Source organism: Rhodanobacter sp. L36, from assembly GCF_009765755.1.
In the GTDB taxonomy this organism is placed as follows: domain Bacteria; phylum Pseudomonadota; class Gammaproteobacteria; order Xanthomonadales; family Rhodanobacteraceae; genus Rhodanobacter.
On sequence record NZ_LMUV01000011.1, the window covers coordinates 234,513 to 247,044 of the forward strand.

The 12,532-nt window shown below is 62.5% G+C and carries 13 protein-coding genes; 4 read left to right on the top strand and 9 right to left on the bottom strand.

All coding sequences use genetic code 11. From position 1 onward, the window contains the following. Positions 1 to 1,458 carry a DHA2 family efflux MFS transporter permease subunit gene (locus tag GSQ73_RS10655; RefSeq protein ID WP_158883816.1) on the top strand — a complete coding sequence of 486 codons (1,458 nt, stop codon included), beginning with the start codon at positions 1 to 3 and terminating at the stop codon, positions 1,456 to 1,458. Positions 1,459 to 1,470: 12 nt separating this feature from the next. On the opposite strand, the gene GSQ73_RS10660 is transcribed toward GSQ73_RS10655, so the two are convergent. Continuing rightward, entirely contained in the window at positions 1,471 to 2,574 is a 1,104-nt protein-coding gene (locus GSQ73_RS10660) for an alkene reductase (protein ID WP_158883818.1), read from the bottom strand. A gap of 159 nt (positions 2,575 to 2,733) precedes the next feature. On the opposite strand from GSQ73_RS10660, the gene GSQ73_RS10665 reads away from it, so the two are divergent. Then, a complete protein-coding gene (locus tag GSQ73_RS10665; protein WP_158883820.1) occupies positions 2,734 to 3,195 on the top strand; it encodes a polyhydroxyalkanoate granule-associated phasin in 462 nt (153 codons plus the stop codon). 4 nt (positions 3,196 to 3,199) lie between these two features. Here the strand turns inward: GSQ73_RS10665 and GSQ73_RS10670 are convergent, their stop codons facing one another. Beyond that, entirely contained in the window at positions 3,200 to 5,206 is a 2,007-nt protein-coding gene (locus GSQ73_RS10670; protein ID WP_216844766.1) for a CocE/NonD family hydrolase, read from the bottom strand. 190 nt (positions 5,207 to 5,396) lie between these two features. On the opposite strand from GSQ73_RS10670, the gene GSQ73_RS10675 reads away from it, so the two are divergent. Then, complete coding sequence (locus tag GSQ73_RS10675) at positions 5,397 to 5,996, top strand: YceI family protein (RefSeq protein ID WP_254063383.1); 600 nt, start codon at positions 5,397 to 5,399, stop codon at positions 5,994 to 5,996. Here the strand turns inward: GSQ73_RS10675 and GSQ73_RS10680 are convergent, their stop codons facing one another. From GSQ73_RS10680 to GSQ73_RS10690, 3 genes are all read right to left on the bottom strand, one after another. Next, positions 5,997 to 6,797 (bottom strand): SDR family oxidoreductase, encoded by an 801-nt coding sequence (locus tag GSQ73_RS10680; protein ID WP_158883822.1) that lies wholly within the window; start codon positions 6,795 to 6,797, stop codon positions 5,997 to 5,999. An 82-nt stretch (positions 6,798 to 6,879) separates the two neighbouring features. Beyond that, positions 6,880 to 7,482, bottom strand: coding sequence for a DsrE family protein (locus tag GSQ73_RS10685; RefSeq protein WP_158883824.1), 603 nt, complete (start codon positions 7,480 to 7,482; stop codon positions 6,880 to 6,882). Between the two features lie 77 nt (positions 7,483 to 7,559). Next, positions 7,560 to 8,774 carry an FAD-dependent oxidoreductase gene (locus tag GSQ73_RS10690; RefSeq protein WP_158883826.1) on the bottom strand — a complete coding sequence of 405 codons (1,215 nt, stop codon included), beginning with the start codon at positions 8,772 to 8,774 and terminating at the stop codon, positions 7,560 to 7,562. 191 nt (positions 8,775 to 8,965) lie between these two features. Between GSQ73_RS10690 and GSQ73_RS10695 the strand changes: the two genes are divergently transcribed. After that, entirely contained in the window at positions 8,966 to 9,154 is a 189-nt protein-coding gene (locus tag GSQ73_RS10695; protein ID WP_158883828.1) for a CsbD family protein, read from the top strand. A 79-nt stretch (positions 9,155 to 9,233) separates the two neighbouring features. Here the strand turns inward: GSQ73_RS10695 and xth are convergent, their stop codons facing one another. The 4 genes from xth to GSQ73_RS10715 form a co-directional block, all read right to left on the bottom strand. Beyond that, the gene (xth, locus tag GSQ73_RS10700) at positions 9,234 to 10,148 is read right to left on the bottom strand and encodes an exodeoxyribonuclease III (RefSeq protein WP_158883830.1); all 915 of its coding nucleotides are present in this window, start codon (positions 10,146 to 10,148) and stop codon (positions 9,234 to 9,236) included. A gap of 67 nt (positions 10,149 to 10,215) precedes the next feature. Continuing rightward, the gene (locus GSQ73_RS10705) at positions 10,216 to 10,800 is read right to left on the bottom strand and encodes an alpha-ketoglutarate-dependent dioxygenase AlkB (RefSeq protein ID WP_158883832.1); all 585 of its coding nucleotides are present in this window, start codon (positions 10,798 to 10,800) and stop codon (positions 10,216 to 10,218) included. Beyond that, entirely contained in the window at positions 10,797 to 11,759 is a 963-nt protein-coding gene (locus GSQ73_RS10710) for a cation diffusion facilitator family transporter (RefSeq protein WP_158883834.1), read from the bottom strand. Before GSQ73_RS10710 ends, GSQ73_RS10705 begins: the two co-directional genes overlap by 4 nt. A gap of 5 nt (positions 11,760 to 11,764) precedes the next feature. Next, positions 11,765 to 12,502 carry a DNA-formamidopyrimidine glycosylase family protein gene (locus tag GSQ73_RS10715; protein WP_158883836.1) on the bottom strand — a complete coding sequence of 246 codons (738 nt, stop codon included), beginning with the start codon at positions 12,500 to 12,502 and terminating at the stop codon, positions 11,765 to 11,767. Between the last annotated feature and the right edge of the window lie 30 nt (positions 12,503 to 12,532).

The window sequence follows — 12,532 nt, forward strand, 5'->3', positions numbered from 1 at the left end:
ATGAGTGCGGACGCGAAGGAGCAGGCAACGGTGCAGGAAACGCCGCAGTTCGCCGTCGAGCGTGATCCGCGCCTGCGCCTGCTGATTCCCGGCATCGTGGCCGTGTCGTTCCTGATGGAGCAACTCGACTCCACCATCATCGTGACCGCCGTACCGGCGATGGCGCGCAGCCTTGGCGTGACGCCGCTCAGCATGAACCTGGCGGTGACCACCTATGTGCTGGCCCTGGCGATGTTCATTCCGGTGAGCGGCTGGTTTGCCGATCGCTTCGGTGCACGCCGCATCTTCGCGCTGGCGCTGATCGTTTTCACTGTCGGCTCGATGTTCTGCGGCATGGCGACGACGTTCCCCATGCTGATCGCGATGCGTGCGCTGCAAGGTCTGGGTGGCGCGATGATGACACCGGTAGGGCGGTTGATCCTGATTCGCAGTTTTCCGCGCAGCCAGCTTGTTACCGCGATGACGTACATGACGCTGCCGGCGGTGGTCGGGCCGGTGATCGGGCCGTTGCTTGGCGGTGTGCTCACGACCTATGCGTCGTGGCGCTGGGTGTTTTTCGTCAACGTGCCGTTCGGCATCGCCGGGGTGATTCTCGCGCTGCGCTACTTCGAGGATTTCCGTGAAGCGTCGCCGGCGCGTTTCGATTTCCCGGGCTTCCTGATGGTCGGCATGGCGGTGATGCTCCTGCAGTACGGCATGGAGAACATTGGACGTCCGACGATACCGGTCGCAGCGATTGCTGGCGTGGTTGCGACCGGCGTGTTGCTGTTGATTGCATTCGGGCGCTATGCGCGCAAGGTCACCGCGCCGGCGGTGGATCTCACGCTGTTCCGCCAGCGTTCGTTTCGCATCGGCACGCTGGTCGGCGGGCTTTGCCGCGTGGGACTCAATGGCGTGCCGTTCCTGTTGCCGCTGATGTTGCAGCTGGGCTTCGGAGTAAGCCCGGTGGTATCCGGTTCGCTCACGTTCGTTGGTGCGATCAGCGGTTTTTCGATCCGCAAGATCCTGATCCGCTTGCTGCGCGTGTTCGGTTTCGATCGCGTACTGATCGGCAGCGCCATCGCGGGATCGGCGATGGTGGCGTCGTTCGCGTTTCTGCGCGCGGATACGCCGCACTGGATCGTGGTCGTCTGTGTGTTCGCATTCGGGTTGACGCGCTCGTGCCAGTTCATGAGTTCCAACACGCTGTCGTATTCCGACGTGCCGGCGGTGCAGTTGAGTCGCGCGACGTCACTCGGTGGCGTGCTGCAACAACTCAGCGTGAGTTTCGGCGTGTCGATCGCCGCGATGCTGCTCGGGCTGGTGTCGATGCGCGGCGGCGGCTTGACTGTCGCGCATTTTCATCTCGCATTCCTGTTGATGGCCGTGATCCCGCTGCTGTCCGTGCCCGGGTTCTTTTTCCTGCACCCGGAAGATGGTGCGCAGGTGGCCTTGCACGTGCGCAAGCGCAAGGCCTGAGTGTCCGGAAGGTCAATCGAGCGCGAGATAATCCGTATAGCCTTCCGCACCACCGCCGTAGAACGTCTTGGGATCCGGCTTGTTGAGTGCGGCATTTTCGCGAAGGCGGCGCGGAAGATCCGGATTGGCGAGAAACTCGCGACCAAACGCAACGAGGTCGGCGCGTCCACTGGCGACTTCGTCGATGGCCATCGCGCGGTCGTAGCCGTTGTTGACCATCCATGCGCCCTTGAACGGCTTGCGCATCCGCTCGTAGTCGAACGGTTCCGGCTCGCGCGCGCCGGCGGTTTCACCTTCGATGATGTGAAGGTAGGCGAGGTTGAGGCCGGCCAGCCGTTCGACCGCGCGATTGAACAGGCGTTGCGGACTGCTATCGGCAATGTCGCCGGAATGGGTAAGTGGCGACAGGCGCACGGCGGTGCGGCCCGCACCGATTTCGCCGGCCACCGCCTGGCACACTTCGAACAACAGGCGCGTGCGGTTTTCGATACCGCCGCCGTACGCGTCGGTGCGATGGTTGCTCTTGTCACGCAGGAACTGGTCGATCAGATAGCCGTTGGCGCCATGCACTTCGACACCGTCGAAACCGGCTTCGCGCGCGTTGGCCGCGGCCTGGCGATAGCTGTCGATCAACGCGGGAATTTCCTCGAGCGCCAGCGCACGCGGCGCGGATACATCCACGAAGCCTTCGGCGATGAAGGTTTTTGCTTCGGCGCGAATCGCCGACGGCGCTACCGGCGGCTTTCCATCCGGCTGCAGAGAAACATGCGAGATTCGCCCCACATGCCAGAGCTGCAGTACGATGCGCCCGCCCTTCGCGTGCACGGCGGCGGTGACTTTTTTCCAGCCCTCGATCTGCTCACGCGAATGGATGCCCGGCGTGGCGATGTAGCCCTGACCTTCGGGGCTGATCTGGGTGGCTTCCGCAATGATCAGGCCGGCGCTCGCGCGCTGCGCGTAGTAGGTGGCATTGAGTTCGGTCGGCACGTTGCCGGCGCTGGCACGGTTGCGCGTGAGCGGCGCCATCACGATGCGGTTGGGCACTTCGATGTCGCCTACCATCGTGGGCTGGAACAGCGCGTCGACGTTGGCCGAAGTGGCGTGGGAGACGTTCATGGAGATCCTTGTTGGGGAGTGGCGCAAAAGCAGACTGTGAAGTATAGGAACGCGATTGTTCGCAGAATGTCGAAGCGTGTGACATCGTCGCGCGCCGTCACATCACCCACGCGTCACTGCCGATCGGTCATGAATACGCATCAACTCGAGGTCATCGTCATGTCCCGTCGCACTCGTTCCTCCGCGCTGTCGTGGCCGATCAATCCGTTCGCCATGTGGACGACACTGGCAACGAAGTCGGCGGAAATGCTGCTGGCGTCGGGCGAAGTCGTCGCCCATCGCAGCCAGCGCATGGCGTCGATGGGCGCGAATCCCGATGCCGCCGACAGGCGCGAGATGGGCCGGATGGTGCAGGAAAAAGTCGACGCCTCGGCCGAATCGGCGCAGGCCATGTCGATGAAGGCGGCGAGCCTTTACCAGGCGTCGATGATGCAGTGGTTGAACCTCGCCAACCGACAAGCTGCCGCGCTTTGCGGCATCGGCACATCACCTCGCATAAGCGCGGACGTGGCGGCAAAGAAAACCATGCGTGCCGCGGCGGAGATCGCCACCGCCGGCATGGCGCCGTTCCATCGGCGCGCCACCGGCAACGCAAAGCGATTGCGCAAGCCGCGCAGCTGAGTCGTCAGTCCGGCTTGTCCATGCCGACACTCATCGGCTTGCCGCCGCCGGGCACCACGGTGATGGTGATCTTCGATGGATGTTGCGCGTCGTGGTGCACGACGTTGTGCGCGATCACACCCTTGTCCTCGTCGTAATTGTTGCCGCCGGTGTTGAGATTGCGGTCGAAACGCGGGAAGTTGCTGCTGGATATCGCGATGCGCAGCTTGTGGCCGGCATCGAAATAGTTGCTGGTGTCGATCGGCTGGAACGTCACCTTGTAGATCTGTCCCGGCGACATCCACGCGAGTGGCTTGTCGTAGCCGTCGCGGTAGCGCATGCGCTGGATGTTCTCGGTGATGTTGAACGCCTGGCCGTCCGGATGGACGTCCATCACCTTGAAGGTGAAGTCGGTGTCCTTCGCGCTGGAAGAGACATACAAAGTCACGGTGATCGGTCCGCTGACTTCGGTACCCTCCTTGAACGGTTCGGAGTCATAAACCAGCACGTCGTTACGCGCTTCCTCGCTGCGCTGGTCGTACGAGCCGAACTTCACCGCGGTGCCCTGGCAGCAACCACCGCCGCCGAAGGTCATGACCGGGTTGGCCGGGTCGTAGACGAGCGCGTCCGGATGATCGTCAGTGTCGGGTTTCGCGGTGAGCGCGCCGTCGCCGTACAGCGTGTTCGCCTTGCCGGCACTGCTGAAGTAGAAATCCTGCGTGGTGGCGCCGGCCGGTGGCCAGGTGGGCGATTGCTCCCACTGGTTTTTGCCCATCACGTAGTACATCACCTTCGGCTGCTTCTGCAGGATGCCGTTGTCCTCGCCCTTGAGGAAATGGTCGAACCAGCCGTAGACAAGCTTGTTGTATTCGAATCGCGCATCGCCCATGTCGAGGTCGCCGACCATGGTGTCCTTGGTGGCGCGCGTATAGGCGCAATGGAGTACCGGCGCGATCACCGCGTATTGCTGATCGGCAACCGCCTTGGGCGCGGTGCGGCGCACTTCGTTATAGGCGGCAAGATTCGGCGACACCGACACATCGAACCAGCTCATGAACCACAGGCCGGGCTTGCTGATCTTCAGCCCGTCGTTCCACAGGCCGCCTTTGTACCAGGCTGGATCGTTCGGCGTGCGAGCCACCATGTTGCCGCCGGTGGATACGGGCATGCGTGTCTCGAAGATGCCCGGCGGGCCACCGACGGCCTTGATCATGTCTTTCAGCGGCAGATGCCAAAACGCCTTGTTCCAGTCCACCGGCGGCATCTGCGTGGCGAGGTCGAAATCGCGCGAGGCGTTGACCAGTTCGGCTTGCGTCGTGTTCGACGGAAACATCGGCCGCACCTGATTCTGGATGCCGTAGTCGTAGATCCATGACACGAACAGCAACTGCACCGCGCCACCTCGGTACCAGTTGCCCTGCTCGAAATACGGACCGACGCGACCCACGCCCGCGCCGAAACCCTGCACGTTGAACGTGGCAAGCGCCGGATCGTTCTGTGCGACCACCGCCAGCTGCCATTCCGCGGTGGACGAACAACCAGTCGTACCCACCTTGCCGCTCGCCCACGGTTGTGTGGACATCCACTTGATCTCGTCGCTGCCATCGCTGAGCGGCGTGCCGAGGATGTCGTAGTTGCCCTGCGAAAAGAAATGCCCGCGCTCCTGCATCACCACGTATGCATAGCCCCGTTTCACGGCTTCAAGCTCGCGGCTCATGTCCGCCGGTGCGCCGAGTTTCACGTCCCAGTAATTGAAGTTGTACGGCGTGCGCTCGAAGATGATCGGCACCTTGCCGGCGTTCTTCGGCCTGTAGATATCGGCCGCCATCAGCTTGCCGTCGCGCATTTTCACCATCACCTTGCGATCGATGACGGCGATTTGTTCCAGCTGCTGCTCGATGTCGTTGCGCTGTTCGATCAGCTTGGTTTGTGGATCGACGCGTTGCGCGTAAACCGGCGTGGCAAACAGGAACGACAGCCCGAAGGGCAGGGCCATGCTGGCGAAGATGGAACGCAGATGCCGGACGTGCATGCGAATCTCCCGTGACTTCAGCCATCGAGTATGTGGCAAACGGACCCCGGGGATAAGTGACGTCAAGCACATCGGGTCGTGCCTTGTATCGGAAGAACCTGCGGACAGGATGTCGATTCACCGTCTTTCCGTTCGTCGCACTTGCAAGAACCGCCGCTGGCGCGGTTTTCAATCACCACAAGGAATGGACATGAGGATCAAACCCGCCACGATGAAAACTAAATTACTGCTGGCTCTGCTGGCGCTGGCGCCGATGGGCGCCACTGTGGCCGCTTCCGCCACGTACACGCTCGATCCGAACCACACCTATCCGAGCTTCGAGGCCGACCACATGGGCGGCGTGTCGGTGTGGCGCGGCAAGCTCAACCACACTACCGGCAAGGTCGTGCTGGACAAGCAAAAAGGCAGCGGCACGCTGCACGTCGATCTCGACCTGTCCAGCATCGATTTCGGCCAGGACAAGTTGAACGCATGGGCGACCAGCAAGGAATTCTTCGATATCGCGAAGTATCCCGACGCCAGCTACAACGGCCAGCTCGCCGGCTTCGTCAGCGGCGCACCCACCCGTGTGGACGGCCAACTCACCCTGCATGGCGTGACCAAGCCGGTGTCGCTCACCATCAACAGTTTCAAGTGCATTCCGCATCCGCTGTACAAGCGCGAACTGTGCGGCGCCGATGCGCTGGCCCATTTCAATCGCGCCGATTTCGGCCTCGACATGGGAAAGTCCTACGGCTTCAGCATGGACGTGACGCTGCGTATCCAGGTCGAAGGCCTGAAGGACAAGTAATCACGCGTACTGCATCTTCACCGTCATGCCGCCATCGACGGTGAAGTGCTGGCCGGTGATGAAGCTGGCTTGCGCGGATAACAGATAGACGGCCAAACCGCCGATGTCTTCCGGCGTGCCGACGCGACCGGCAGGATGCTGGGCGTGATCCTGACGGCTCAGTTTGGGTGCGCGCCGCGCGGCGGGTTTGCGCCAGGCGTCGGTGGCGATCCAGCCGGGCAGGATCGCGTTGACGCGCACATCAGGCCCGGCGCTGATCGCCATGGCGTGGGTGAGTGCCAGCAGGCCGCCTTTGGTGGCGGCGTAGGCTTCGGTGTCGGGTTCGGATTGCAGCGCGCGGGTGGAGGCGATGTTGACGATGGCGCCATGCGCATCGGCCAGGGCCGGCAGCGCGTGCTTGCTGCACAGAAACGCGCCGGTGAGGTTGGTGGCGATGTAGCGGTTCCAGCTCGCCAAAGTGAGTTCGGCGAGTTTGCCGCGGTGCGGATCGGCAATGCCGGCGTTATTCACCAGACCGTCGATGTGCCCGAAGCGCTTGTGTGCCGAGGCGATCCAACGTTGCACGCTGTTTTCCTTCGCGACGTCCAGACGGCTAAACCCCGCGCGCGATCCAACCTTCCATTCATCGAGGCACGCGCGGCCAGCTTCCACATCGAGATCACCGATCATCACCGAACCACCCGCGCCCAGTACGGCCTGCGCAATGCCGCGACCGATGCCTTGCGCACCACCGGTGATCAGCACCGCGCGATCGCGCAACGGCAGCGGATGGTGATCGATGATCGCGGGTGTGAGTGTCATGCCGCTGGCCTCATGCACGGAGCTGCGATGGTCGCGTCACCTGCGTAGGCGCAGCGTGCATATTTGCTGCGCGCCGCGAACATCACAACTGCATGTAGCTGTAGCCGCGTTGCCCGTAGACCACGAAATCGCTCAATGCGGAGAGCGACACCGTGACGTCCGGATTGACGTCGGTGTCCTTCAAGCCGTTCTCCGCCAGCGCCTGTCCGCAGACGAGCAGGGTCACGCCGGCTTGTTTCAGCGCATGGATGATCGCGATGTTCGGGTTGTCGACCTTGTAGAACTTGCGATATTCGGTGTTGTTCGCCGCCGCGATACTGGCCTCGCCTTCGATCACTGCGACGATATGCACATGCTCCGGTGGCACCTTGGCGAAGCCCATCAGGTTGACGATGCGCGCGAGCCGCTGCAGCGAACCGTAGACCTCGGTGTGATCCTTGCTGCCGTGGACCACGTCGACGATGACCTTGTAATCGGCCGCGGGGTCGGGTTGCACTGCCGCGTCGGGGCGCGGATGCACGCGGCCGAAATCCTTGATGACCGGGTTGATCCACACGGTGCCGGGCAGTGAAGCGTCGTCATCGGCCTTGGGTTTGGGTTTCGCATCGGTGGCGCAGGCGCTCAGCGCGGTGATCGACAGCAGCAGGCACGCCAGTGCCCGTGCGCGTGGTTTCAACTTCGTCATGCCGTTCCCCGGTTGTGCCGCGAATGCGGTTGGCCAACGATAGCCGGCGGGGCGCGATTGGGCGATAGGCCGAAGGTCTATCGCTTCAGCCGATCGAACGAGAACAAATCAGCCAGCAGATGCGGCCGGCGTTCGATCAATGCACGAATCAACGGCGCGCCGGCCATGCTGTAACTGATGCCGTTGCCGCCATAGGCCATTGCGAATTGCACGCGCGGTCCGTATTGCTCATGCGTACCGAAGAAAGGCAGGCCGTCGTCGGTTTCCGCAAAGGTGCCGGCCCATGCAAACGCGGGTGCGAGCTCCAGACCGGGCAGGGCACGCGTGACTTTTTTCACCAGCGTGCGCGCTTTCTTGTCCACGCGCGCGTCGCGGCGAATCGGAATGTCGATGTCGTCGTCCTCGCCACCCACCAGCAGGCGACCATCGCCGGTGCTGCGCATGTACAGATACGGCCGCGCCGATTCCCACACCATGGTGTCGGCGAGCGCGCGCAGGCTCGCCTTGTTCAACGGATCGGTGATGAAGGCGTAGCTGCTGCGGTCGCGCGCAACGCGTTGATGCAACCATTTCTGGCTGGCATATCCGGCTGCGAAAACAACGTGCTTTGCATGTATCTGCACGCCATCGGCCGTCTGCAATGTGACACTGTCGTCAGTGGCGTCGAGCCTCTCAATGCGTGTCCGATCGAACACGCCTGCGCCGCGCTTTTCAAGTCGCGTGAACAATCGATAGGCCATGCGATACGGATCGATGCGCGCGGCCAGTTCGCTGAGAATCGCGCCGGGCGCGTCAATGCCGTAGTGATCGCGCAGCTCCCCCGGCTCCAGCCAGCTCACCTCGAATCCGTGTTTTCTGCGCAGCGCCATTTCTTCCTGCATCACCGGCACGTGGCGACGACGGCTGGCGTAATAGAGGCTGTACATGCGGCCGAAATCGACATCGCGCAGTTCGCCGGACAAGGCCTGCAGCATCGGGATGGCATCGGCACAGGCGCGATAGGCGAGCGCGGCGTCGTCCTCGCCGTACCACTTGGCCAAGTCGATCATGTGCGTATCGATTTCGTATTGCAGCAGGGCTGTGCTGGCCGCCGAACTGCCCCAGCCGATGTCGCGTTCCTCGAATACCGCCACGTCGTGGCCATGCTCCGCCAGTTCGTTGGCGATCAGGGCGCCGCTGATGCCGCCGCCGATGATCGCGACGTCACAGCGGAGATCTTTCTGGAGTTGGGGAAACGCATGCATGAGTCCGTTCTTGATGGCCCAGAACGGGTAGCCGCTTTTCAGATCCATGCATGGCTCGCTGATGTTGGATGGCGCGGTTGCGCGAGTCAGCATCCGGCAGTGCGTGTCGCGGAGCCGTGAGAGTCGCGCACGCCGGCGATGTCAACGCAATGCGCACATGGTGGTCACGCTTCGCCCACTTCGACATCCGTAGTTTGGTGACGTCTGCAATCCGCAGGCCCCATCTCCGGAGAGTTCACGTGGACAAGAATCGTACCGAAGGCACCAAGCACGAAGTGAAGGGCGCCGTGAAGGAAGCTGTCGGCAAAGTCACCGGCAACACGGGCAAGCAGGTCGCCGGCAATATCGAGAAGAATGCAGGCAAGGTGCAGAAGGAAGTGGGCAAGGCCGCCGATGCCCAGCGTGACGCGGACAAGCGCCGCAAGTAAGTCGCCTCACTGGCGCCAACGCGAAGGCCGCGTGACGGAAGTCCCGCGGCCTTGTCGTATGCGTGATCGTTGAACGACTTCAACGAGTAGTTGGGGTTTTTTTCTTCGCTGCCGTTTTGCGCTTCGCGGTCTTTTTGGCCGTCGCGGATTTCACCGCAGATTTTTTCGTCGCTACCGGGTTTGATTTCGATGCGGCTTTCTTGCGAGTCGATGCGACGCTCAGGGTGATCCACGTCGGCGCGTGATCGCTGGGGCTGGGTTCGTCGCGCACCCAGCGGTCGACGCCCGCGCTTTTCAGACGCGGTGCGAGTTCGCCGCTCAACAAAAGATGATCGATGCGCAGGCCGGAATTGGTCTGCCAGTGACGGCGGAAATAATCCCAGAAGGTGTAGATGCGCTCGTCCGGATGCGTGGCGCGCAACGCGTCGGTCCAGCCCTGATCGAGCAGGCGCTGATAGCAGGCGCGGCTCTCCGGCTGCAGCAGCGCATCCTTCAACCACGAGCGCGGGTTGTAGATATCGAAGTCGGTTGGTACCACGTTGTAATCGCCGGCCAACACCACCGGATGTCCGCTGCGATACAGCGTGGCCGCGTAGTGGATGAAACGTTCGAACCACGCGAGTTTGTAATCGAACTTGGGGCCGGGTTGCGGATTGCCGTTGGGCAGGTACAGGCAACCGACGATGATGCCGTGCGCGGCCGCTTCGATGTAACGACTCTGGTCATCGCCCTTGCCGCCGGGCAGGCCACGCCGGCTTTCGATCGGGTCCATTCCACGCGCAAGAATCGCCACGCCGTTCCACGCGCGTTGTCCGTGCCATATCGAGCCGTAACCTGCAGCGCGCAATTCGGCGAAAGGGAATGCATCGTCCGGCGCTTTCAATTCCTGCAGGCACACGATGTCCGGTTGTTCGTGCGCCAGCCACTTGAGCAATGCCGGCATTCGCGAACGCACGCCGTTGATGTTGAACGTCGCGAGCTTGATGGTTTTCATGCGACTACTTCCTGGGCCAAGCGAGACGAGCCACATCGTAGGCCACGCGAGCGTGGAAGCCGGGTGATCACGCGTTGTCGCCGCGCACGCGAAACGCGAGGCTGATGCGTGGCGCCATCGGCACGCGCTGTTTGGGAATGCCGTGGTCGTAATGCCGCTGCGTTTCCCAACTCATCACCAGCAGGCTGCCGGGTTCCAGATCGACCTGCAGCACGCGCCGCGGTGGCTGTTTGGCGCGGATGGTCATGCGGCGCATCGCGCCCAGCGACAGCAGCGCGATCGGCTGGCCGCGCACGATGTCGGCGAGCTTGTCGTTGTGTGGCGCGACGCTGTCGTGCTGATCGCGGTAGAGATTCAGCCCGATGCTGTCGAACGGCGCACCGACCGACGTCCTGACGATGGCGAGCGCGTCCTGCAGCGCGAACGGCAGCAGCGGATCGTCGGCGCGGAAATACGCGCGCAGTCGTGGCACATCGACCTCGCGTTCGTACATCACGCGACGGCCGCTTTTCCACGCGATGCCTTCGTGAAGTTGCTGGAACCACGCTTGCGCGGTGGGCGCATCGACGAGTTCAGGCGTGAGTGCAATGCGACCGGTCGCGTCGTCGAGCAGCAGCTGCGGCCCGTCGCCGAACAGACTCAGGCTGCTCATGGCGCAAGCTCGTCCTCGTCGGCGATCGCCTCGCGTCTTGCGCGCCAGACTTCCGGCGTCTGCGGTTTGACGAACAGCGCGGTGAGTTCGGGATAAGCCTCCTTGGCCTTGTCCTCGATGCGATGGATGCATGCCTCGATCTGCGACGTGGTGAGCGCATCTTCGAACTCCGCGCTGAGTGCGGCGACGACCTGGTTCGGGCCGACCTGCACGGTCATCACGCCGTTGGCGCAGCGCACGTCTGGGTCCGCATTGGCGATCCTCATGATCGCGTCGCGCACGACGGGATGGGCCGGTTCGCCGATCAGCAATCCCTTGGTTTCGCGCAGCAGAAGACTGGCGGAAATGGCCAGCACGATCGCGATTCCGATCGATGCAACCCCATCGAGTTCCGGCATATGCAGCAGTTGCGCGCCGACCAGGCCGGCCAGCGCGACGAGGATGCCGAGCAGCGCGGCGCTATCTTCCAGCAATACGGTGAACGTGCTCGGATCCTTGCTTTGGCGAAACGCTTCGAAGTAACCGAGTCGTCCCTTGAGCCGGCGAAATTCGCGCAGCGCGAGCGTCCACGATGTGCCTTCGAACAAGGCGGAAATCGCCAGCACCAAATAATTCATCAGCGGATGCGTGACCGGCTCGGGTTGGCGAATGCGCGCCACGCCTTCGTACAGCGACACGCCCGCACCCATCGCCAGCACCAGCAACGCGACCACGAAACTCCAGAAATAAAGTTCGCGGCCGTAGCCGAAAGGATGGCTGGTATCGGCTGGCTTCGCCGCGCGCTTGAGTCCATAGAGCAGCAGCACTTCGTTGACGGTATCGACCAGCGAATGCACGCCCTCGCTGAGCATCGCCGAGCTGCCGGAAAACGCAGCGGCCACGAACTTGGCCACGGCGATGAGCAGATTTCCGACGAGGGCGGCAATGACGACAACGCGCGAACCGGATGCCTGCGACATGTCGGTCAATCCGCCTCGTAGAGTTTCTGACACAGGTCGCACCAGAATGTGCGGCGATTCGTTTTTCCCAGATGCGCGCGTTCGAGCGGAATGTCGTGAATCGGACAGCGGCTGCGGTTGTGCACCAGCCAGTGCTTGCGCAGCACGAAGGCGCGTTTCCATTCGAGAAACTGGAAACTGTATTCGCGCGCTTCCTTGATCAGCTCGCCGAGCTTGCGCGGCGGCAGTGCACCGATGGTCGACAACGGATGCACCTTGATCCGATACAACACCTCGTTCTTGATGATGTTGCCGACGCCGGCGAACACGTTCTGATCGAGCAGTGCGTCGCAAACCAGCATATCGGGCATGACCATGAGTTTCTTGCGCGCGAGTTTTGGGTCCCAGCTGTCGGACATGATGTCCGCACGCCAGTCATACAAATCATCGAGTTCGCCGTCGATGAGTCGCACCGAACAGCTGTAGAAATTCAGTTCACCATTGTGGAAGCCAAGGCTGAGGCGCGGCGCGGCGTCCTTTCGTTCGTCGACGCGGTAGCTGCCGAACATCAGCAAATGGATGCGAATGGCGAAGCCGGGCAGTGCGATCAGGGTCTGTTTGCCGAAGCTCCGGATCGACTTCACGCGCTTGCCGGCCACGCGCTGCATGTCGATCTTCGCGTTGCCTTCCGCGCGCCGGATGATCTTGCCGGAGAAGTGTGCGATCTCCTCGCGAAGCAGGACGATGGAAGGACCTTCAGGCATGACCGTTTCCGTGGGAGACGCGGGAAAGTG